This is a genomic window from Mycobacterium sp. NGS33 (assembly GCF_059812885.1).
The window spans coordinates 124,533-144,866 of record NZ_JCALDN010000005.1; the positions used below are offsets into that span (position 1 = coordinate 124,533).

General features: G+C 65.6%; 21 protein-coding genes and 2 pseudogenes. 18 read left to right on the forward strand and 5 right to left on the reverse strand.

The window, feature by feature from the left end:
* The first annotated feature begins 156 nt into the window (after positions 1–156).
* Complete coding sequence (gene trxB / locus AC5Y5B_RS12520; protein ID WP_500005473.1) at positions 157–1,149, forward strand: thioredoxin-disulfide reductase; 993 nt, start codon at positions 157–159, stop codon at positions 1,147–1,149.
* 68 nt (positions 1,150–1,217) lie between these two features.
* Here the strand turns inward: trxB and AC5Y5B_RS12525 are convergent, their stop codons facing one another.
* Positions 1,218–1,802: a TetR/AcrR family transcriptional regulator gene (locus AC5Y5B_RS12525; protein ID WP_500005474.1), complete on the reverse strand. Its 585-nt coding sequence runs from the start codon at positions 1,800–1,802 to the stop codon at positions 1,218–1,220.
* Between the two features lie 85 nt (positions 1,803–1,887).
* On the opposite strand from AC5Y5B_RS12525, the gene AC5Y5B_RS12530 reads away from it, so the two are divergent.
* Positions 1,888–2,289, forward strand: a complete 402-nt coding sequence (locus AC5Y5B_RS12530; RefSeq protein ID WP_112635632.1) for a nitroreductase family deazaflavin-dependent oxidoreductase — start codon at positions 1,888–1,890, stop codon at positions 2,287–2,289.
* Here AC5Y5B_RS12530 and AC5Y5B_RS12535 read toward each other — a convergent pair.
* Positions 2,290–2,859, reverse strand: a pseudogene (locus AC5Y5B_RS12535) (FAD-linked oxidase C-terminal domain-containing protein); the annotation flags it as partial.
* A 140-nt stretch (positions 2,860–2,999) separates the two neighbouring features.
* Here AC5Y5B_RS12535 and AC5Y5B_RS12540 point away from each other — a divergent pair.
* The 3 genes from AC5Y5B_RS12540 (at position 3,000) to AC5Y5B_RS12550 (ending at position 6,473) form a co-directional block, all read left to right on the forward strand.
* Positions 3,000–4,226, forward strand: coding sequence for a hypothetical protein (locus tag AC5Y5B_RS12540; protein ID WP_500005475.1), 1,227 nt, complete (start codon positions 3,000–3,002; stop codon positions 4,224–4,226).
* 44 nt (positions 4,227–4,270) lie between these two features.
* The gene (locus AC5Y5B_RS12545; RefSeq protein WP_500005476.1) at positions 4,271–4,684 is read left to right on the forward strand and encodes a hypothetical protein; all 414 of its coding nucleotides are present in this window, start codon (positions 4,271–4,273) and stop codon (positions 4,682–4,684) included.
* Between the two features lie 307 nt (positions 4,685–4,991).
* On the forward strand, positions 4,992–6,473 hold the full coding sequence (locus AC5Y5B_RS12550; protein ID WP_500005477.1) for a serine/threonine-protein kinase: 1,482 nt from the start codon (positions 4,992–4,994) through the stop codon (positions 6,471–6,473).
* A gap of 205 nt (positions 6,474–6,678) precedes the next feature.
* Here AC5Y5B_RS12550 and AC5Y5B_RS12555 read toward each other — a convergent pair whose 3' ends face one another.
* Positions 6,679–7,107 carry a DUF1707 domain-containing protein gene (locus AC5Y5B_RS12555; protein ID WP_500005478.1) on the reverse strand — a complete coding sequence of 143 codons (429 nt, stop codon included), beginning with the start codon at positions 7,105–7,107 and terminating at the stop codon, positions 6,679–6,681.
* Positions 7,108–7,170: 63 nt separating this feature from the next.
* Between AC5Y5B_RS12555 and AC5Y5B_RS12560 the strand changes: the two genes are divergently transcribed.
* Positions 7,171–7,779 (forward strand): TetR/AcrR family transcriptional regulator, encoded by a 609-nt coding sequence (locus AC5Y5B_RS12560; RefSeq protein ID WP_500005479.1) that lies wholly within the window; start codon positions 7,171–7,173, stop codon positions 7,777–7,779.
* Positions 7,780–7,783: 4 nt separating this feature from the next.
* On the opposite strand, the gene AC5Y5B_RS12565 is transcribed toward AC5Y5B_RS12560, so the two are convergent.
* A complete protein-coding gene (locus tag AC5Y5B_RS12565) occupies positions 7,784–9,052 on the reverse strand; it encodes a cytochrome P450 (RefSeq protein WP_500005480.1) in 1,269 nt (422 codons plus the stop codon).
* Between the two features lie 150 nt (positions 9,053–9,202).
* Here AC5Y5B_RS12565 and AC5Y5B_RS12570 point away from each other — a divergent pair.
* The 7 genes and pseudogenes from AC5Y5B_RS12570 to AC5Y5B_RS12600 all read left to right on the forward strand — a co-directional run bounded on the left by AC5Y5B_RS12570 (position 9,203) and on the right by AC5Y5B_RS12600 (position 14,638).
* A pseudogene (locus AC5Y5B_RS12570) lies at positions 9,203–9,654 on the forward strand (VOC family protein).
* 247 nt (positions 9,655–9,901) lie between these two features.
* Positions 9,902–11,155, forward strand: a complete 1,254-nt coding sequence (locus AC5Y5B_RS12575) for a DUF4236 domain-containing protein (RefSeq protein ID WP_500005481.1) — start codon at positions 9,902–9,904, stop codon at positions 11,153–11,155.
* Between the two features lie 22 nt (positions 11,156–11,177).
* The gene (locus AC5Y5B_RS12580; RefSeq protein WP_500005482.1) at positions 11,178–11,732 is read left to right on the forward strand and encodes a hypothetical protein; all 555 of its coding nucleotides are present in this window, start codon (positions 11,178–11,180) and stop codon (positions 11,730–11,732) included.
* Positions 11,733–12,270: 538 nt separating this feature from the next.
* Positions 12,271–12,786: a C39 family peptidase gene (locus tag AC5Y5B_RS12585; protein ID WP_500005525.1), complete on the forward strand. Its 516-nt coding sequence runs from the start codon at positions 12,271–12,273 to the stop codon at positions 12,784–12,786.
* 115 nt (positions 12,787–12,901) lie between these two features.
* Complete coding sequence (locus AC5Y5B_RS12590; protein ID WP_500005483.1) at positions 12,902–13,423, forward strand: carboxymuconolactone decarboxylase family protein; 522 nt, start codon at positions 12,902–12,904, stop codon at positions 13,421–13,423.
* Positions 13,420–13,965, forward strand: a complete 546-nt coding sequence (locus AC5Y5B_RS12595; RefSeq protein ID WP_500005484.1) for a carboxymuconolactone decarboxylase family protein — start codon at positions 13,420–13,422, stop codon at positions 13,963–13,965. The genes AC5Y5B_RS12590 and AC5Y5B_RS12595 overlap by 4 nt, the downstream gene beginning before the upstream one ends.
* Before the next feature lie 124 nt (positions 13,966–14,089).
* Positions 14,090–14,638, forward strand: a complete 549-nt coding sequence (locus AC5Y5B_RS12600; protein WP_205869185.1) for a TetR/AcrR family transcriptional regulator — start codon at positions 14,090–14,092, stop codon at positions 14,636–14,638.
* On the opposite strand, the gene AC5Y5B_RS12605 is transcribed toward AC5Y5B_RS12600, so the two are convergent.
* Complete coding sequence (locus AC5Y5B_RS12605; protein WP_500005485.1) at positions 14,618–15,787, reverse strand: acyl-CoA dehydrogenase family protein; 1,170 nt, start codon at positions 15,785–15,787, stop codon at positions 14,618–14,620. The genes AC5Y5B_RS12600 and AC5Y5B_RS12605 overlap by 21 nt on opposite strands.
* 180 nt (positions 15,788–15,967) lie before the next feature.
* On the opposite strand from AC5Y5B_RS12605, the gene AC5Y5B_RS12610 reads away from it, so the two are divergent.
* From AC5Y5B_RS12610 to AC5Y5B_RS12630, 5 genes are all read left to right on the forward strand, one after another.
* Positions 15,968–17,227, forward strand: a complete 1,260-nt coding sequence (locus AC5Y5B_RS12610) for a condensation domain-containing protein (RefSeq protein WP_500005486.1) — start codon at positions 15,968–15,970, stop codon at positions 17,225–17,227.
* Between the two features lie 19 nt (positions 17,228–17,246).
* A complete protein-coding gene (locus AC5Y5B_RS12615; RefSeq protein WP_112634499.1) occupies positions 17,247–18,026 on the forward strand; it encodes an Rv3717 family N-acetylmuramoyl-L-alanine amidase in 780 nt (259 codons plus the stop codon).
* A gap of 370 nt (positions 18,027–18,396) precedes the next feature.
* Positions 18,397–19,074, forward strand: coding sequence for a DUF4190 domain-containing protein (locus AC5Y5B_RS12620; RefSeq protein WP_500005487.1), 678 nt, complete (start codon positions 18,397–18,399; stop codon positions 19,072–19,074).
* Between the two features lie 4 nt (positions 19,075–19,078).
* The gene (locus AC5Y5B_RS12625; protein WP_112634497.1) at positions 19,079–19,744 is read left to right on the forward strand and encodes a DUF4190 domain-containing protein; all 666 of its coding nucleotides are present in this window, start codon (positions 19,079–19,081) and stop codon (positions 19,742–19,744) included.
* Between the two features lie 11 nt (positions 19,745–19,755).
* On the forward strand, positions 19,756–20,316 hold the full coding sequence (locus AC5Y5B_RS12630) for a hypothetical protein (protein WP_500005488.1): 561 nt from the start codon (positions 19,756–19,758) through the stop codon (positions 20,314–20,316).
* Positions 20,317–20,334 lie beyond the last annotated feature (18 nt).

The window sequence follows — 20,334 nt, forward strand, 5'->3', positions numbered from 1 at the left end:
CGCGATTTCCATGGTGCACCAGTTAGGGCGGCGTCAGTAGAGGTCATGTGTTGTGAAGGCACAACCGCGCGTTGTGTGCGCTGCTTCACGTCTATGCCTTGGCGGCCAGAGGGATTGGGCCCGGCGCTTCGCGGATTCGCAGTAGTGTGGCCGCTTATGAGCGCTTCCGATGTCCACGATGTGGTCGTTATTGGTTCGGGTCCTGCTGGGTATACCGCGGCGTTGTATGCGGCGCGGGCGCAGTTGGCGCCGGTGGTGTTTGAGGGGACGTCGTTTGGTGGGGCGTTGATGACGACGACTGAGGTGGAGAATTTCCCGGGGTTTCGGGATGGGATCACGGGTCCGGAGTTGATGGATCAGATGCGTGAGCAGGCGTTGCGTTTTGGGGCGGATCTGCGGATGGAAGACGTCGAGTCGGTGTCGTTGGCGGGGCCGGTGAAGTCGGTGACCACGGCCGAGGGTGAGACGGTGCGGGCGCGGGCGGTGATTTTGGCCATGGGTGCTGCGGCCCGGTATTTGGGGGTGCCTGGTGAGCAGGAGTTGTTGGGTCGGGGTGTGTCCTCGTGTGCGACCTGTGATGGGTTCTTTTTCAAGGATCAAGACATTGCGGTGATCGGGGGTGGGGACTCGGCGATGGAGGAGGCGACGTTTTTGACCCGGTTTGCCCGCAGTGTGACGGTGGTGCATCGGCGCCAGGAGTTTCGTGCCTCGCGGATCATGCTGGAGCGGGCCAGGGCCAACGACAAGATCGCCTTCGTGACCAATGCGGCGGTCGAGGCGGTCGAGGGTGAGTCCACGGTGACGGGTTTGCGGGTGCGTGACACGCGCAGCGGTGTGGTGTCGACGTTGCCGGTGAGCGGGGTGTTCGTGGCCATCGGGCATGATCCGCGTTCGGAGTTGGTGCGCGATGTTGTCCAGACCGATCCCGACGGGTATGTGCTGGTGCAGGGTCGGACCACGAGTACCTCGATCGAGGGGGTGTTCGCCGCCGGGGACCTGGTGGATCGCACCTACCGGCAAGCCATCACCGCCGCGGGCAGCGGCTGCTCGGCGGCCATCGACGCCGAACGCTGGCTCGCCGACCACGAAGAAACCGACGTGGACGCGTCCGTGACGCCGGCGATCGGCCGGGAGCCGTTGCCTAGCTGAGGGTTTCGCGTTCGGGCGTGGCCCGCGGAGACACAGGCGCCATGGGATCAAGACGCGGCCGAGGTCGTCTAGTGCCCCGAGGTGAGGTGGGCGGTGACGACTGGCGTCACCCGCGCAATCAGTTCGTCCACCGGAGCGGACGCGATCGGTTCGACCTCGAGGACATGGCGCAAGTAGGCGATGCCCAGCAGTTGGGCCATGGCCAGATCGACACTCAGCTCGGCGTCCGACCCCTCCAGCAGCTTGGCCAGCTGCGGGTACAGCTGACCCTGAATGAACTGGCGCACCAGGGCGGCCGACTCCTCGTGGGTGGCGGCACCCCGCAGGATCGCCAGTAGGGAAGCGCGGGAGTCTGGCTGCTCCCAGGCCGCGAAGAACACCTGCGTCAGGCGCTCGCCGATGTCCTTGCGATCGCCGCGGGCGATGCGCTCGCTGATCTCAGCCGGGTCGAACGGCCACCCCATGGTGGACCGGAACAGCTCGGCCTTGCTGCCGAAATAGTGCCGGATCAGCGCCGGGTCGACGCCGGCACCGGCGGCGATGTCGCGGACCGAGGTCTTGTCGTATCCCGAATCGGCGAACAGCCGTCGAGCAGTCGCCACGATGTCGTTGCGGGTGTCGGGGTTGCCCGGGCGTCGTCCAATGGGGGGCACAGTCCAGAAATTCTACAGTCGTTGACTTCCGGAGGATGGCGCTTTAGCCTAGACGTATAAATTCTCCATGTGAGGAGTTAAGGAGATGCCAGCACCGCGATGGGTTGCCCGGGCCAACAAGATCGGCCTCAATCGATTCACCAAGTTCATCGCCCCGTGGGCGCCGGGATGGGGAGTGGTCGTCCACCGCGGGCGCAAATCGGGGCGCACGTTTCGCACCCCGCTGTGGGTCTTTCGGCGTCACAACGGATTTGTGATCGCGCTGACGTACGGTCCCGAAACGGATTGGGTGCGCAACGTTCTCGCCGCGGGCGGTTGTGAACTGCAGACGCGGCGACGGCGCTACCAGCTCGGCGCGCCCGTCGTGTTCCGCGACGAAAGCGCGACCGACATGCCGGCGTTCATCCGCTTCATGCTGCGCAGGGTGATCAAGGCGCCGGAGTTCCTCCGGCTCGATATCGTGAGCCAATTGGCAACGGCGCGTTGATCACTTGCCATCCGACGCGAATGCGACGTCCGGATTGAGGATGCCGGCCGGGTCGAAGCTCGCCTTGATGCGGCGCATCAGGTCGACCTTGACCGGGTCCTCGAGTTCGACGAAGTACGGGGCTTTGGCGCGGCCCAGGCCGTGCTCGCCGGAGATCGCGCCGCCCAATTCCATTGCCAGCGCGAAGATGTCGGTCAGCAGTTGCTTGCGGATCGCCGGGTCGGGGCAGAAGATGGCCAGATGCACGTTGCCGTCCCCGGCATGCCCGCAGCCCGCCGCGGCAGCGCCGGCCGCCGCCGCCAGCCCTCGTGCGCCGGAGAGGAATTTCGGCATGGCGCCGCGCGGCACGACGGCGTCGATGAGGTCGTCGGCGTTGAGTGCCTTGAGTGTCCAGAACGCCTTCTCGCGCGCCTCGATGAGCTTGCGCGCCGACCCGCCCTCGAGCACGTACGCATCCACCGCGCCTAGCTCGGCGAGCAGCTCACCCGTCGTCTCGACATCCTCGTCCAGCCGCTCGGCGGTCCGATTCTCAAGCGCCACAACCAGATACGCCTGACAGCTGATGTCGTCGCTTTCAGCGCGGGGCTGGCGGGACAGGTGCGTGCGAGGGTCGCCGGAGTGGGCCAAGCCGTTACGGGCTATGCGGCCAATGAAGCTGAGTCGGCCCCCGACCTTGCTGCGGTAGGTCAGTCGGTTATCAGCGTGTAGCGATGGCAGCGGTTGCAGGGGTTCCCGACCTGTCGACGCTATTAGCGTGGCCGACGGAGCATCTCACCGAGGCGGCTGCACACTGGGAGATCGTGGGCGAGCGTAACTACGGAGTCGCCCACCAGGTCTGGCGAGATGCCGCGTCGGTCGACTGGCGCGGCGAAGCCGCCGATGCGCTGCGTAATGCGACGCATGCCGACCTGCAAGCCACCAGCGCAGCAGTCGATCAGCTACAGGCCGCAGCCCGAATCGCTCGCAACGGGGCCTCGGATCTGTATGCCGCCCGCTCCCGACTCCGCCACGCCGTCAAAGACGCACTCTCGGCGGGATTCGAAGTGGGCGAAGACTTTTCGGTCACCGACCACATGACCGGCGGATCGACGGCGCAGCGGGCAGCCCGGCAAGCCCAAGCACAAGCCTATGCCGGCGACATCCGTCAACGCGCCGCACAACTGGTCGGCCTGGATCAGCAAGTCGCCGGCAAGGTCACCGCCGGCATGGCCGGAATCCGCGATACCTTCCCGCCAAGGCCGGCGAATGTCGGCTCTTTACCGGCGCGCAACGGTCATGTCCAAGCTGTCGACCACACTTGGAAACAAGATGGTGGCGACGGGCAATCGAACGGCGGGTCTAGCGGCGGCCCTAGTGGTGGTGACATTCGAGGGGTACTTGACCGACTGCCCGTCGGCAACCAACCGTTCGTCAAAGAAGTGCGGTCAGTGGAAGATCTTCAGAACCTGTGGAAGTGGGCCAAACAACATGGGGCCGAAATTCCGAATGGGTACGGCGGCGACCCCAGCAAGGGGATTCAGTACCGGCTACCCGACGGAACGACGATAGGGCAGCGCTGGACAGCCGAGTCCAACGGAAAACCCGCATTGGACATCAACATCCCCGATCAAGGTGGCTACACGAAGGTTCACGTCAACCCCCGAGGGGGTGTCCCGGAAATACCTGCGCCCGGTGCGCCGCGGCTAGGAGGGACACCCGCGGCTGGCGAACCTGCAGTGACCCCGCAACCGCCGGTGCGTGGCCCGATCGAAGCGCCACCGCCGCCTAAACCTTCGGCCGGTGTGACAGAAGGCGGAGGGGCAATGCCAGGTTTCGGCGGGCTGCCCCCGAACTCACCTGCCACGGGTCCTCACCCGATCCATATTCCGCACACGCTGGACCACAAATGGCCGCTACTCGGCGAGATTCCCGAAGAATTCGAAGGCCCCCAACAATGACGACCGGGGCAAGCAAAGCTACAGGCTAGGACAATGGAGCAACCATGACTCGACCCAATGACCGGCATCCCGAATACGGTGACGCCAAGTGCAGCGCGCAGGATCGCCTACGTATCCGGCTGTTGTCTGATGCCGTGGGAAATTGCCTCCCGATGGCACACGTCACGTCGGTAATGAGACGCGAACACCTCGCCGACACTGTTGCTGACCAGCAGGACGTGGTGCTGCGCACAATACGATCGCTGCTTGACGACGGCCTTATGAAGATCGGCGACATACTCGGCGCTTCCGACGAACGAGTGGTTCCTTGGGACCTTTCGATCGACGCCGCTATGGACCGCGTTTACGACCGATTTGTCGGCCACTACGACGAACCCGCGCTGTGGGATTTAGCAATCTGGCTCCAACTGACACCCAAGGGAGAACAAGTAGCCGAGTCGCTAGAAGATAAGGAATAACTCCATCGTTGAGCTGTGCCACGTCGAGCAAGAATTCGCGGTGGGCTCGTAGCCGATCACTGGGTCATCCGTTTGCGGCTCACGATGCGGCCTGCGTCGGAGCCGCTGCTGCCGTTAGGGTGGAGCGGGCGCAGTTTCCGTGCAGGCCGAGGTCTGTCTGGTCATGCGGATGGGAACTGGCCGGGTGACAATAGCGGCCACCGTCGGAGTCTCGGAGTAGCGACACGCGTGAGGCTGCGCACGTTATGTCGACGCCGGATTCGGGAACCCGCGGCGTTGGACTGTCTTGAGCAGAAAGGATCGTTCGTTGACCTCCTCGTCCAGCAGTTCGCGGCTCGGTACCCGGTTCGGGCCGTACGAGCTGCGCTCACTGATCGGCACCGGTGCGATGGGCGAGGTCTACCGGGCGTACGACACGGTTAAGGACCGGATGGTCGCGCTCAAGCTGTTAAGCGGCGAGACGGCCGCGGACCCTGGTTTCCAGCAACGCCTTTGGCGCGAGTGCCGCAAGGTGACGCATCTACAGGAGCCCCACGTCCTGCCGCTGCACGACTTCGGCGAGATCGACGGCGTGCCCTACATCGACATGCACCTGGTCGACGACGGCGGCAGCCTCAAGGACCTGCTGCGTGAGCAGGGCGGTCTGGAGCCGTCGCGCGCGGCGTCGATCACCGCACAGGTGGCCCGGGCCCTGGACGCCGCGCACGCCGCCGGGCTGGTGCACCTCGACGTCAAGCCCGAGAACATCCTGCTGACCCACGACCACTTCACCTACCTCGCCGACTTCGGCATCGCGCAGGCCGCCGGCGACGAGAAGATGTCGCGGACCTACATGGCGCCCGAGCGATTCACCACCGGTCGTGTCGGGCCGCAGACCGACGTCTACTCATTGGCGTGCGTCCTCTACGAATGCCTCACCGGTCAACCGCCATTCGAGAGCGAGGACGCGGGGGAACTGAAGCGCGCGCACATGCTGTCGCCGGCGCCCCGGCCCAGCATCATGCGCCGCGGCGTCGGCCGCGACTACGACGACATCATCACCCGGGGCATGGCCAAACACGGTGCGGCGCGATTCGCCTCCGCCGGTGACCTGGGGCGCGCCGCCAGTGACGCGGTGTTCGCGGCCTACGAGCAGCCCGTGGGTGTGGCCGCCGGCCGAAGCGGGCCCCCGCCTCGCACGCGGCCGCTGCCGACCGTCTCCCTTCAGGAACTCGACGAGGCCGCCGACCGTCCCGCACCGCCTCCCGCGTCCGCGCGCAACTGGCACTGGCCGGCTATCGCCCGCACGCCGCTGCTCGTGACCGCGGTGGCGGTGGTGGTATTGATCGCCGGCCTGGTGTTGTCGATGAATCTGGTTGGCGGGACTCATCACAACGCGTCGCCGCCGTCCCAGGCGTTGAAGGCGGCGCCCCCGCCCGCGTCGACGACCCCGCCGCCACCGTTGACGCCCACATTGTCGCGCCCAGTCAAGGGTGCCGACGGGTTAGGGTTCGTCGGCGAGACGGCGCGCTGCGACCCTGGCAATCCGCCGGCCGCCGTGCTGCGCACCGCGAAGTCGCTGGCGGTGGTGTGTCAAAACCTCAGCGGGACTTACTATTACCGCGGCGAACGGATCCGCGACGGCGCCCACCTCGAGCTCTCCAACGCCGAGCGCGTCGAGGACGGATTCGACGTCACCAACCCGGTCGACGGTGTCGTCTACGAGGTGCGCCCCTACCGGTTGCGGATCATCAGCTTCGGCCACGTCGATTCGTCGGAACCCGTGTTGCAGTACGCGACGGCGACGTAATCGCTACGGGCGGACTAATTGTCGCGAGGCCCCCGCACAAGTCCCATAGGCCACATGGGTAACGGGTTTCCGTGCATAAGGTGACTCCCAAACGCGCTAGCGCATGTGCTAGCGCGTTTGACATTGGCTTATTGGTCCGGCGCTAGCATGTCGCGCCTGCAGCGCCACGAAAAGCTGTGGGGGCACGGACGGGTAATGCTGGTACTCAACGGCTTTGCTTGCCACGCGGTATCGACACCGCGTGGCTGACGAGTCCGATTCCCGCGCCGAGGATGGGCCAGATCGGCCAGAAGTAGGTGGCGTCCGTCGTCAGCGCGACGGCTGCCCAAACGGTGAGCACGACAACGCACATGGCGAGGTACGCGGCGAGGTGGGCGCGCACTCCGCGGCGCGCCGCGGCGAGGCGGGCGGCGCGGCGGCGGGGATCGTGACGCCGGATGCGGTCGAGGGGCAGGCCGGTGAGCAGTTCGCGGAGCTCGCCGGCGGTCTGGGTCTGGAACACCGTCTGCAGCCGTCGGTCGTACTCGTCGATCGGCAGGTAGCCCTGGGCGAGCGCCTGGCCGAGCAGGTCGGCCGTCTTCTCCCGGTCGCGGGTGCCGGCGAGCGTGGATGTGGTGTCAAGCAGATTCGTCATGTCGTCTCCTTGGTCGCCGATGTGAATGGCCTTAACATATACCCTGATGTTAATCTCGTCAACATGGCAGTCAAGCGGGCGGCCGCGCCGCGGCGGCAGAGCTATCACCACGGCGATCTCAAACGGGCGCTGACCAGCGCCGCGCTGTCGCTGGTGGCGGAGAAGGGGCCGAAAGGGTTCACCCTCACCGAGGCGGCGCGCCGTGCCGGGGTCAGCGCCGCGGCGCCGTACCGGCACTTCGCCGACAAGGCGGAGCTGCTGGCCGCCGTTGCCGAACAGGGGTTTCTCGACCTGCACGCCGCCCTCGCCGCGGCGGCCGATCGCGTATCGGATCCTAGGGAGCGGGTCGTCGAGCTCGGCCGGGTCTATGTGCGGTGGGCTGTTGCCCATCCCGATCACTATCAGGTGATGTTCGGGGCGGAGTCACTGAAGCCGGAGCAGCCGGGCGTGGCGGTGGCCGGCTTGGCGGCGTTCGGTGACCTACTCGAGGCGATCACGCGATGCCAGGAGGCGGGGATCGTCGGGGATCGGGATCCGCGCGAGATCGCCGGCCCGCTCTGGTCACTGGTGCACGGCGTCGCCTCGCTCGCCATCGGTGGCCATCTGCGGGCCGTCGGCATCGACCAAGCTCCCGACGAACTGGTGAGTGGGGTTGTGGCTCAGGTGCTTTGAGCGATCACCAAGGCCGTGGCGTGTCCCGGCTGGCGCCGGGGGTGAAGGTGACCGGGAGCTTGCCCAGCCCCGTCATGCTCGGGTTGCCGAGGTATTGGTGGACGTTGTCGACGTCGACCTGATAGTCGGGGATGCGGTCGAGGACGGCCTTGACCATCACGGCTGACATCAGCCGGGCCAGGTGCGAGCCGATGCAGCGGTGCGGGCCCAGCCCGAAGGCGACGTGGCGGTTGGGTGCGCGGTCGAGGATGATCTCGTCGGGCCGCTCGAATTCGTTTTCGTCGTGGTTGGCCGAGAGCCAACTGATGACGACGCGGTCGTTCTTCCTGAGGCATTGGCCGCCGAGGACGACGTCGTGAGTGACTGTGCGGCTGAGGGTTTGGTTGACCGAGAAGTAGCGCAGGAATTCGTCGGTGGCGGTGCGGTAGAGCTCGGGGCGGTCGATGAGTTGCTGCCGGAGGTCGGGGTGGGTGCCCAGGTGTTGGAGCGTGAGCGCGGTCTGTGAGGTGGTGGTGTCGACGCCGCCGCCGATGAGGTTCCAGAGGATGTTGAGCAGCTGTTCGTCGGTGAGGCGCCGGCCGCCGAACTCGAACTGAATCAGGAAGCTGGTCAAGTCTACTCGGGCGTCGGCGCGTCGGTGGGCCGCGAACTCGAGAACCTCTTCCATCATCGCGGGCACCTTGGCGATCGCGCTGGCGTACTCGTCGCTGTCCTGGGGCACGGCCATGACGGAGTGAAAGAGGTTGGCGTACAGGTGCCAATTGTCGTAGGGCAGGCCCATCAGCTTCATGGTCAGGATGGCAGGGACTGGGCTGGCGTAGTCGAGCACCAGGTCCATCTGTCCTCTTGTTATTTGTTGGTCCAGGAACCAGTGGGCGGACTGCTCCATGAAGGGCTTGAGTTTCTCGATGGCGCCGGGGGAGAAGAACGGGGCCAGCGCGTGGCGCAGGGCCTGGTGGTAGGGGCCGTCAACCTCGCCGATGCCCAGTGCCGGCTGGCCGTCGGGGCGCGGAACGCCCATCTCGCCCTGATAGTCGACGCCGTCGGGGGCGTTGGGTTCGTATTTGTGGGCGAACGTGTCGCCGTCGCGGGCGCTGTGGCTGACGGCGTCGTAGCTGCTGAGGTACCAGAATCCGTCGTAGTTCTCGTTCCACGCCACCGGACATCGTTGCCGCAGTTCGGCATTGACGGCCAGCTCGTTGAGGTTGAAGGCGTCGGAATGATGGTCGAAATCGACGGTGGCGTCGCGGCGGACCTTCGGGCGTGTGACCATCGACAAGCTCTCCCACGGAAGCGGTCTGCTTAGTTGGCGGCTTATAGGCTTATCTTTGCATTATTACGCGTTTGACTGGCGTGGTGAAGCGTCGTCGATGGTCGGTAGGGATCGTGTTCGCGAGGGGCCTGACATGCTGCGGAGGTTGTGTTGAGTAGTCATCGAACGGTTTTCAATCACGTGGGTTATGCGTCACCGACCGCGAGCGGTCGCGCCGGTTCTACGAGGGTCTGCTGGGGTTCCAGTTCTGGTGGGAACTCGACCCGCCCGATGGGGCGACTTCTCAGCTGGTGGGGCTGCCCGAGCCGCTCGGCGTACACGCGACCTATCTGGTGCGGGATGGGTTTGTGCTCGAGCTGATGGACTACTCGAAGCGCCGGGTGCACGCCGGCTCGGAGCGGGTGATGGACCAGAGCGGGCTGACGCACATCTCGTTCTCGGTGTCGGATCTTCCGGGGGTCTTGGCTCGGGTGGCGGAGTTCGGTGGAGCGGTCGTCGATTCGTCGGTGTCGCAGGGGGCGGCCATGATTCGGGATCCGGATGGGCAGCTGTTGGAGTTGCTTTCGGATGGGTGGTTGAAGGCGTTACCGCCGCGGCCGTAGGCGCTCAAGCCGATGAGGTGCCCAGCGTCGCCGCGATGGCGCGCATGGTCAGCAATCGTGGTCCTGATCTTGAGCGGACACCGTCCACATCGGTTGCCATATCTCCGTGGATCGTCCTGCTTGTCAGTTGAGCCACTTCCGTAGGGATTTTCACAAAAGCGATGTGATTAAGTCCATGCCTGCATAGGCTGCGGTCGACGGCTCGGGCAACGTCTCCAACCAACTGTCGCTGAGGAGAATAAGCACGGTGGGGTTCTACGTCCGCAAGAGCGTCAAAGCTGGGCCGTTTCGGTTCAACCTGAGCAAATCAGGTATCGGGATAAGCGCTGGCGTACCAGGCTTTCGTATTGGTACAGGACCGCGCGGCAACTACATCCATATGGGCCGAAACGGCATTTACTATCGCGCTTCATTGAATGCGTCCGGCAAGGGATCGCCAGTGCGGCCTAGGCAGCCACCTCAGCATCAACAGCCGGCCTATCTGCCAAGCGGCGTGGTTATGGAAGATGTGACAGGTGCTACTGCCATGTCCTTGGAGCCAACTGGTCGAGGCGACCTTGTCGACCAGCTGAACGACGCCGCCGCTCGGTTTGTGTGGTGGTGGCCTGTGGCAATTGTAGTGTTTTTGCTGGGCATTCTGATCATGCCTTGGGGGTTGATCGTATGGGTGTTGGGTGCTGTTGGCTGTGTGTGGCTTTACTTTAACGATCAGGCAAGACGCACGGTCGTTCTGTTCTACGACGTGCACGACGATGCCCATTCTTGGTTCGAATCAGTGGTAACGCAATGGCGCTGGCTTACTGAATCGCAACGAGTGTGGCGGATCATTCAGTCCGGAGATGTTGTAAGCACTTACGGATATAAGGTAAATGCGGGTGCCAGCTCGCTCGTCAACCGGATAAGTTCGACTGCAAGTACATCAGACAAGATAAAGCAACTTGCGACTAACGTTGCCATACCGTCACTTACGGCTGGCCGGTGTGCATTGTATCTGCTGCCAGATCGCCTGCTAGTCCGCGACGGCAAGCATTACAGCGACGTTGATTATCGGGAATTACGTGTTTTTCACCAGGAGCAGCGCTTTATCGAAAACTCCGCGGTGCCCCGAGATGCCGTTCAGGTTGATAGCACCTGGCAGTACGTTAACGTTAAGGGCGGGCCCGATCGTCGATTCAAAAACAATCGGATTCTTCCCATCATGCTCTATGGTCAGATTGTCATCGCATCGCCCGGCGGCCTGTATTGGATAATTCAAACTTCTCGCGCCGGAGCCGCCGAGGCAATTTCACAAGTCATTTCTAGTGCGCCGGGAGATTCGGCAGCCCTTCAAGCAGCCGGGACAGTCGAAAGCGATACCCCGAAAGCGTCTTCCGCGCAAAAGACAACGAAGGTCAGGTGCTTCAATTGCGGAAATATACAAGACGCTCCCGTGAACGCATCGGCATTCGAATGTGAAAACTGTCATGTCAAACTGAAGCGGACAACGCATTCATCGGATTGATTCCAATTTATCACTTGAGTGTTTGTACTCAAAGCCCTACGCGCTGCCGACCATCACCAACCGGTCGGAGTGCCCGAAGCCGCTCACAAGGAATTCCGGGCGACATTGGCGAATTCGCACCGCGGGCAACCTCGACCACGATCCGGCCGCGATCAATCCGCTGGAATTCCTCGACGAGAAATTGAGCTTCTACATATCGAAGACCGGCGCCGGGAGCCCCCGACGACGTGCTGAGCGACCTTGCCGCCGCACGTTATCCCGACGGGTTCACGCCGGAGGTGGTCGAGGTCGTCCGTTCGGCGTCCTTCCTGTTCGGGCCGGCCAGGAAACCACGCCAAGCTGCGAATACGTCGTCAAGCGCGACATTCCCAATGGGAGCCGTGGCTCCAATGGCGCCGCCCGAACCGGCCACCAGATCTACCGGTTCTATCGCGTCGACGAACGGGGCTGGGTGGCAACCGATTCCACATCGAAGACGCTCGCCGGCGTGGACCAGACGGCGGCCGACAGCGGCGCGTGCGGCATCAACAAGGCCCTGGTGATCTCGCTTCCCTTCCGGCTGGACCAGGTGAGCTGAGTTCCGGAGGCGCCAGGTATGTGAGTGAACCCCGAATGCGCTAGCCCATGTGCTAGCGGTTTCCGGCGACGCTCTATACCTCCCAACAGCGGTGCTCACTGCGGTCGAGCAATCCTGTTGGACGAGAAGGGGAGTCGCGCGGCCTGACGCGAATTCCGCTGCCCAAAGCAGACAGCAACCGGAACAGGTCCGGCGGCTGCTGACACGTCCCGACACCCTCAGCATGCGTCGACCACTTGCCAGCGCTCCCGCACCGGAAGCCGATTCGGCGTGTCGGCGCAGCATTCCGCCAAATTTCTGCTAAATCTCCGTCCAGGGCCACAAGCTGAACCTCTTTTCGTCACATCTATAAGCCGTCGCGGCGGCCCCGGAGCGGACACCCATGATGAGCACCTCGCGGGCAATTGTCGCCAGCGCCGCACGAACGCTCGGTCGGGTCGTTTTGTTGTGCGCGGTCGCAGCGTCGCCGGTGATATTTGCCGCCGGGGCGCAGGCCAACCCGGGCGCTCCCGTCCCCGACGCCGACCATGAGTTGGGAATGTATGGCGATCCCGTCGCCGCCGCGCCCTACTGGCGCCAACAGCACGGTTCCGACTGTGGGGAAATGGCGGTGGCCGATGTGGTCGGCCAGATCACGGGACGCGAGCCCACCGAACAGCAGATGATCGCATTGGCCGAAAACACGCCGAGCGCAACGGGTCACAAGCCGATTTGGAAGCTGACGGGCACCACCGATATCGCAGACCTCCCGATCCTGCTGTGGCACTACTGGATCAGATCCGAGAACATTCAAACCGATACCGCCGCCATTGCGCGCAAGCTCGGTGGAAACCACAAGGTCATCGCCATCGTCAACGCCGAAACAATCTGGAACCGGCCCGGGAAGCGGAACTCCGCAAACCACTTCGTGGTGGTCACCGGCATCGACAGCAAGGCCGGTGTGGTGCATCTCAACGACAGCGGCATCAGTACCGGCCGCGACGAGCAGGTTCCCATCTCCGTCTTCGAACAGGCGTGGGCCCCTAACTACAACTCGGCTATCGTCACCAAGTGACGGTCGCCGACCCGAAGCGAAATAACTTGCAATCGAACGCAATCGAAGATTTGCGGGTACCGGCGGGACACCAGAACTACCGAGCACGCAACGTGCACACGAAAGGACCTCGGCGATGACGCGAATGCCCCTGGTCAGCACCGACCGCCAACCCGAGGGGATCAAGCAGCCGATCGCCCGCCCCGACACCCTCAATGTGCTGCGACTGATCGCCAACGCGCCCAACATCTTTGACGGCTGGGCGCAGATGACGGGCGAACTGTTCAAAAGTCCCACCTTCACCCCGCGGCTGCGCGAAGTGATCATCCTGCGGGTGGGCCACCTGCAGGACTCGCCCTACGAACTGGCCCAGCACGTCATCTTCGGGCGCACTGCGGGGCTCACCGACCGACAGATCGACGCCCTGCTCGGCAAAAGCGACCTGGACGCGGCCGGCTTCACCGGCGACGAACGGATCGTCATCGACACCGTCACCGAGCTGTGCACCACCCGCCGGCTCAGCGACGCGTCTTTCGCCAAAGCCCACGCCCTGCTCGGCGACGAGGCGCTCACCGAGATGCTGATGATCGTCAGCTGTTACTACGGCCTGGCGCTGGTGCTCAACGCCGTCGACCTCGAGATCGACGCCCCGGCATGACGCGGGTCCCGTATCGCCGGCCCGAAGACATGACCGAGCTCGCCCGCGATCTGACGGCGCGGCGGGGCAATCTCAACGTGTACCGCGCGCTGGCCAACGCCGAGCAGGTGTTCACCGGCTGGATGGTGGCCGGCGACGCCGCGTTGACCAGCCCGGTGCTGCCGAAAAGGCTTCGCGAATTGATCGTGCTGCGCACCGCCTACCTGATGGACTGCGCCTACGAGCTCGGCCAACACAAGGACGTCGCCCACACCGTCGGGGTCGACCGCGCCACGATCGATGCTGTCACCTCCGACTCCGGCTGGCGAACTGGGCAATGCGACGACACCGAGCGGGCGGTGCTCGAGCTGACCACCGAACTGGTGAGCACCCGCCGCGTCGCCGAACCGCTTTTCCAGCAAGTGCACACGGCTCTCGGATCGGAGGCCACCGTCGAGGCGCTGATGGTCATCGGCCGGTATGCGGGCCTTGCGCTGATGCTCAACGCGCTCGACGTGGACCTCGACGAGACCGCCCGCCTTCCCGTTCCGCCGACGAAGTGAGGCGAACGGTAATTACCGAGATTGCCTAATCTTCCCTCCGACCAGGAACGCCTCCCGTAATGTCCATGGTGTGGTGGTGCGAAAGCAGCCGTCGACCCGCCTGTCAGCCGAGGACTGGCTCGAGGTGGGTTACACGGTGCTTGCCCACGAGGGGGTGCGCGCCCTCAAGGTCGAACGCCTCTGCCAGCAGGCGGGGGTCACCCGCGGCAGCTTCTACTGGCACTTCGAGGACATCGAAGCGTATCGGGCCGCACTGGTCGAGTCGTGGAACAAGTTCCTGGAGCGCGACCGTCAGGCGCTGTCCGAGCTCGACGGGCTGCCTCCCCGGGAACGCCTGTCGGCCCTGACGGAAACGTTGGTCAGCCCCAAATACTGGGTGCTCGAGCGGGCGATGCGGGAATGGGCCCGCCTGGATCCCGTCGCGGCCGAGAACATCCGCGCCGCCGACCGACTGCTGCTGCGCACCGTGATAAAGGCCTACTGCGACTACGGTTTCAGCTACGAGGACGCCCGGCTGCGCGCCGAATTGACCTTCGCCGCGGGGATCGGCTTGCTGCACCTGACGAGCTCGGCCGAGCAGGCCCAATCGGTGGCTCAACGCGAACGATTCCTGGCCGTGATGCTGGGCGAGTCAGGGACTGCCGACGTCCCATCAGATCATGGCGATCGGTGAAATCTTCGCGCCAATTGCCAACGCCCCGGCCAACTCTCGACTCGTGTCGTAGTCGAACACGACGTGTCCCGCGGCGATGTCCACGTCGCGCTTGGCGCGCTGCAGCGGGCTCGACAAGAAGTGGGCGCTGGCACCCGCGGCCTCCACGAGATCGGCAATGATCGCCCGGCTTTCGTGCACGGTGTGCGCGGCCGCCAGCCGCGCGTCGGCCCGCACCGATCGGCTCACCCGTCCGCCGCTGACGACGATCGCCTCGATGTCGTCGGCGGTCTGTGCCACCAACGCCCGCAGCGCGCTCAGCCGCACGCGTGCTTCGCCCAGCCGGATCTGCGCGGCGGGCTGATCTTTTTGCGCCACCCCGCTGTAGGCCAGCACCCGCTCGCCGAGCCGTTCGGCGAAAAGGTCGGTCACTCGCTCCGCGGTCCCGAGCACCGGCATCGACGCCGTCAGCGCCAGCGCCGGAACCATCGGCCACCGGTAGGTCGCGGCGCCGTGCTCCCGCGAGCCCGGCGCCGTCCCGCCGTAGATGTCGGCCACGGCGACCATCCGGTGCTCCGGGACGAACACGTCGGTGACGACGAGATCGTGCGAACCGGTGCCGCGCATGCCGGCCGTCTGCCAGGTGTCGAGGACCTCGACCTGCTCGGCGGGCACCACGACGAGCACCGGATCGATGCGGTCCTGACGTTCGATGAGCGCGCCGACGATCATCCACTCGGCATCCATCGCGCCCGTCGCCCAGGACCACCTGCCGGTCAGGCGGACGCCGCCATCGGCCGGTACCCCCCGGCCCGTGGGGGCCAGGGGAGCCGGCGCCAGCACGGGGCCGGAGGTGAAGACTTCGTCCTGAACGCGCGGATCGAACAGCGAGAGCATCCAGTTGTGCAGCGCGTAGAACCCCAACGTCCAGGCGCTCGACGCGCAGCCGTGCGCCATCCGCCGAATCGGTTGCAGCAGTTCGGGAAACGGGGCCTGCAGGCCGCCGAACCGGGCGGGTAACAGTAACCGAAACAGGTCGGTTTGCCGGAAATCGGTGATCGTCGCCGCGGGCAGGCGCCGCGACCGCTCGGCCTCCTCGGCGCGATCGGCCAGTCGGGCCACGAATTCGTCGGTGACGCCATACAGCGGGCGGCTTTCGACCACGGACATGCCCGCGACCCTAACATACCTTTTAGTATGGCCTGCTTGCCGGTGGGTGCGCGGCATCGCGCGCGCATCGACCGTTGCGGCAGCTGAACGTCGGATGAACTCGCCCCAATCGGTGAACCGAGTCGGCCGGGAGACCGTCTGCGTTGTGTCGCAGTGCTTTAACCGGCGTATGGAGGTTCAGTGATCGTCAATAACCCGCAGCACGACCGGGCAACCACCCTCGTTCGTCCCCTTGGGGCGGCGGAGCGGCTTTTCTATCGCTACAGCGAGCGCAATCCGGCGCATTTCTCGATCGTGGCGGAATTCGGCGAGGTGCTCGCCGAAAAGCAGTTGCGGGTCGCACTGGCGGCCGTCCAGCGACGGCATCCCCATTTGTCGGTACACGTCGAGGACCGGGAAGGCACGCGCCTGGGTTTCTATCGCGCGGCGGATGTCTCGCCCATCGAGCTGACCGTCCGTCGGGGTCCGGAGATGGCCTGGCAGGGGGCGGCGGCCGAGGAGCTCGGCCGACCGTTCGACCGTTCGCGGGCGCCGCTGATGCGGGCGTTGTTGCTGCAAAACCCTTCGCGTAGCGCGCTGCTGCTCACCTTCGACCACACGATCGCCGACGGAATCAGTTCCACCGTGGTGCTGCACGACGTGATCGCCGCGCTCAACGGCGAGGCGTTGACGAGTTTGCCTGTGCCCCAACCGCAAGAACACGTCGTCGCGGAGGCCCTCGAATCGGTCGAGCCGCTGGCCGCCACCGCGCCGGACGACCCGAGGATGAGCACGCCCAGCACCATCCGTCCCTTCGACGGCGCCCTGACCAACGTGCGCGCCTTGGCCATGACCCACGAGGACACCGCGAGGCTGGTGGCGCGTTGCCGTGCGGAATCGACCACGGTGCACGCCGCGCTGGTGGTGGCGATGTGCCGGGTGCGGGCCACGGACCGCGGCGAAGGATTCATCCGCGTCCTGAGTCCCATCAACATGCGGCCGATTCTCGGAATCGTCGGGGGCTGCGTTATGTGCATCGTGCCGACCGCGACGGGCCACACGCCGTGGGACGGCACCCCGTTCTGGGAGCAGGCGCGAGCCATGACCGCACACCTCGAGGTCGCTCGATCGCCGCGCGGAATCCGCACGGCCTCAGTAGCCCTCGAACAGATGATCACCGTCGATGCCGAAACCGCCGACGCCGAGCAGCTTTTCAGCCGAATCAGCCCGTGGGAGATCATGGTCACCAACCTCGGAGTGCAAAACCTGGATGGCGCAAGCCCTTTGCGCCCGACGGCGGTGTGGGGTCCGGTGGTGGTCAGCCAGACCGATGGCGAATATCTGACGGGAGTCACCACCTACGAGGGCAGGCTCAGGATGGTCACCTGTGGCTACAGTGTGCCGGCCAGCTTCCTGAAGGGTGTGGGGGACGCCCTGATGGCCGCCCTGGAGGAGCGCTGACGATTGCTACCATCGCGCGGTGAGTGATCGCCCGGTCGGCCCGCGATCCATCGCACGCCGCGACGTCCTGAAGGTCGCCGGCGTGCTGCCGGTGATCGTCACCGCCGGCGCGCTGTTGACCAGCCCGCGCGCACACGCCGGGGTGGCCGGGATGTCGGTCTTCCTCGACCCGGGCCACAACGCCGTGAACGACGTGTCGATCAACCAGCAGGTCCCCAACGGCCGCGGTGGAACCAAGCCGTGTCAGACGTCGGGTGCGTCCGCCGACGACGGATATCCCGAGCACGCGTTCACCTGGGCCGTGGTGGGGTTGATCAGCGATGCGCTGAACCAGATGGGCGTTCGCACCCAGCTGTCGCGGGACAGCGACAGCGGCGTCGGCCCGTGCATCGACCAGCGCGCGGCGGCCGCCAACGCCATGCGCCCGGACGCGATCGTGAGCATCCACGCCGACGGCGGCCCGCCATCCGGCAGCGGATTCCACGTCAATTACTCGAGCCCGCCGCTGAGCGACGTCCAAGCCGGGCCCGCGGTCCAGCTGGCGCATGCCATGCGCGACGCCCTGGTTCAATCCGGCCTACAGCCGGCGAACTACATCGGCTCGGACGGCCTCTACGGGCGCGACGACCTCGCCGGGCTGAACCTGGCCCAGTACCCCGCGGTGCTGGTCGAACTCGGCAACATGAAAAACGCCGGTGACGCCGCGCGAATGGAAAATCCGGACGGCCGGGCGAAATATGCCGCCGCGGTCACCCCGGGGATAGTCGCCTTTCTGAACTCCAAAGCCGCGACCGGCTAGCGTGGCCCCGCCCGAGCTAATTACCGGCCACTGGTCGACGGTGCGACAGCTAATACCTGTAGCGGTTCCAACCAGGTATCCAGACGGCACAGTTAACCTCGGAGCCAGCCGGACGGCGAACGTCGGGCCGCAACCTAAATTGCGCGTGCGCGCGGCGCAGCACTATATGTAGCAGTACCGAAAGATCCTTCTGGTGGAAAAAGAGTGCGTCGTGCCTGCACCGACTATGTTGATTTGTTGCGGTGGGACGTCACGAGTTTCAGGCATGCGGTGACGGCGAACGCCGCCGAACGGGCGCGTTGACGGGGAATGGGATGGCATTGATGAGGGGGATGGGTGACCGGCTCCGGCCCCGCACCGAGGGGCGCCGATGACGTATAGCGGCGGTTATCAGGATCCGTTCGGTGGCGACCCTTTCGGGGGGCAGGCCGGTGGCCAAGGGCCGGCGTTCGGGCAGAACCAGCCCCGTCATTCACCCGCGGGATCCGGTGGCTTCCCGTCGGCTGCCAAGCCCGAGACCAACACGCTGGCCACACTGTCGGCCATCTTCGCGTTCGTGTTTGCACCGGCCGGTGCCGCGCTGGGGCACGTCGCGCTGTCCCAGATCCGCCAGCGCCACCAGCGCGGTCGCGACCGCGCCATCTTCGGCCTGACGGCCTCGTACCTGATCATCGTGCTGGCGGTCGGCGCGCTGGCGGTGTGGATCGCGACCAGCGGATCGGGTTCGAACACCGTCAAGACGGCAGCCCCCAGCCCGTACGTGCCGCCGACCCCGCCACGCACGACGGTGATCACGCCCCCGCCGGCGCAGCGCCCGAGCGTCTCCGTCAGCGACCTTCGGGTGGGCGACTGCATCGAGGTCCAGCAGAACAAGCCGGACCCGTCGGAGAAGGCGGACTTCATCACCATCTACCCGGTCGCCTGCGAGGTGCGCGAGGGCGTGCTGCAGGTGACCCAGCTGCTCTCGAACGACTCCTGCAAGACCCCCACGACGCTGTGGAACCACACCAAGACCGTGTATGCCTGCATCGTCGACTTCAAGGGGTGAATTGATGTATCCCGGCGAAGATCCCTTCGCGCCGCAGTCCGGCGACCCGTTTGGCGGACAGCCGCCCACCGTGTCGTACGGGGGCGCGCCCACGACCCCGGTCGGCTACCCGGGTGCGCCGTTCGGCGGACCGCCGCCGCGCGCGGACTACAACACCCTCGCAGTGCTCTCGCCGATCTTCGGGGTGATCGTTCCGCCCGCCGGCATCGTGCTCGGCCACCTCGCCTTGCCTCAGATCAATCGCAGCGGTGAGCGGGGCCGCCCAGCCGCGATCGCAGGCCTGGTGATCGGCTACCTGATGTGTGTCCTGCTGATCCTGGGCGGCGTGTACTGGGGCACCCGCCCCAGCAGTTCGACGCCGACGACTGCGTCCAGCTCGACTCTGCCGAGGCCCATGCCGCCCCGAACCATCACGTCGGTCGCGCCGCCGACCACGGTGCCGCGGGGCCCGAAGCTCGACCTGGCTACGGTGCCGATCGGCACCTGCGTGGAGCTTCAGCTGCGCAACAGCACGGGCAATGACGCGCTTGACCTGTTCGGAGTCGACTGCGAGCACCGCGACGGGGTGTACACCGTTGCCGCGCGGGTGCGATCGGGCAACCAGTGCAACTCGGTATACGTGGCCGCGCCCCCCGACCGCTCCTTCGCCCTGTGCCTGAACCCGTATTGAGATCGGTGACGATGAACGCACCAAACCCCTTCGACTTCAGCGACTTTGGCCCGGGTAAGCAGGCTTCGGCCGGGGGCGGCCAGGCGCCCGTGCAGGGGCAGCCGGGTGGGGGTTATGCGGGCGGCTTCGATCCGTGGGCCAACCAAGGACCGGCCCCGGGGCGCCCCGATGCTTTTCAGGGCTCGCCGGCCTTCGACGCGAGCGGCGGGCGCGACGCCTTCGGGCAGCTGACCGCGAACCCCGCGGGCATGGGCGCCATGACGACGGCCGGGCCGCCGCTGGTGTGGTTCGCCGTGGCGCTGGTGCTGGCGCTGATCGGGGTGGCCCTGGCCGCCGCGAGTGCGGTGGGCGGCCCGATGATCGCGGCCGCGGCCACCGGGTGGTTGCTGGCCGGGCCGCTGGCGATCGGGGCGCTGGCCGTCTTCAGCCGCGTCGACACCCGGCGCCGCACCGAGGCCATCTATTCCGCACCCACCTGGACGTCGAGGCTCTACTGGGTGGTGCTGGCGGTCTGCCTGGTCGGAATCGCCGTGGGGGCCTGGCAGATCGCGCTGTGGGCGGGGACGTTGTAGTGGGCTCTTCTCGAACAT

Coding starts and splice junctions, on each gene's coding strand:
- trxB (WP_500005473.1), top strand. CDS start 157: ATGAGCGCTTCCGATGTCCACGATGTGGTCGTTATTGGTTCGGGTCCT.
- AC5Y5B_RS12530 (WP_112635632.1), top strand. CDS start 1,888: ATGCCAGCACCGCGATGGGTTGCCCGGGCCAACAAGATCGGCCTCAAT.
- AC5Y5B_RS12540 (WP_500005475.1), top strand. CDS start 3,000: ATGGCAGCGGTTGCAGGGGTTCCCGACCTGTCGACGCTATTAGCGTGG.
- AC5Y5B_RS12545 (WP_500005476.1), top strand. CDS start 4,271: ATGACTCGACCCAATGACCGGCATCCCGAATACGGTGACGCCAAGTGC.
- AC5Y5B_RS12555 (WP_500005478.1), bottom strand. CDS start 7,107: ATGACGAATCTGCTTGACACCACATCCACGCTCGCCGGCACCCGCGAC.
- AC5Y5B_RS12560 (WP_500005479.1), top strand. CDS start 7,171: ATGGCAGTCAAGCGGGCGGCCGCGCCGCGGCGGCAGAGCTATCACCAC.
- AC5Y5B_RS12565 (WP_500005480.1), bottom strand. CDS start 9,052: ATGGTCACACGCCCGAAGGTCCGCCGCGACGCCACCGTCGATTTCGAC.
- AC5Y5B_RS12585 (WP_500005525.1), top strand. CDS start 12,271: ATGTATGGCGATCCCGTCGCCGCCGCGCCCTACTGGCGCCAACAGCAC.
- AC5Y5B_RS12590 (WP_500005483.1), top strand. CDS start 12,902: ATGACGCGAATGCCCCTGGTCAGCACCGACCGCCAACCCGAGGGGATC.
- AC5Y5B_RS12595 (WP_500005484.1), top strand. CDS start 13,420: ATGACGCGGGTCCCGTATCGCCGGCCCGAAGACATGACCGAGCTCGCC.
- AC5Y5B_RS12605 (WP_500005485.1), bottom strand. CDS start 15,787: ATGTCCGTGGTCGAAAGCCGCCCGCTGTATGGCGTCACCGACGAATTC.
- AC5Y5B_RS12620 (WP_500005487.1), top strand. CDS start 18,397: ATGACGTATAGCGGCGGTTATCAGGATCCGTTCGGTGGCGACCCTTTC.
- AC5Y5B_RS12625 (WP_112634497.1), top strand. CDS start 19,079: ATGTATCCCGGCGAAGATCCCTTCGCGCCGCAGTCCGGCGACCCGTTT.
- AC5Y5B_RS12630 (WP_500005488.1), top strand. CDS start 19,756: ATGAACGCACCAAACCCCTTCGACTTCAGCGACTTTGGCCCGGGTAAG.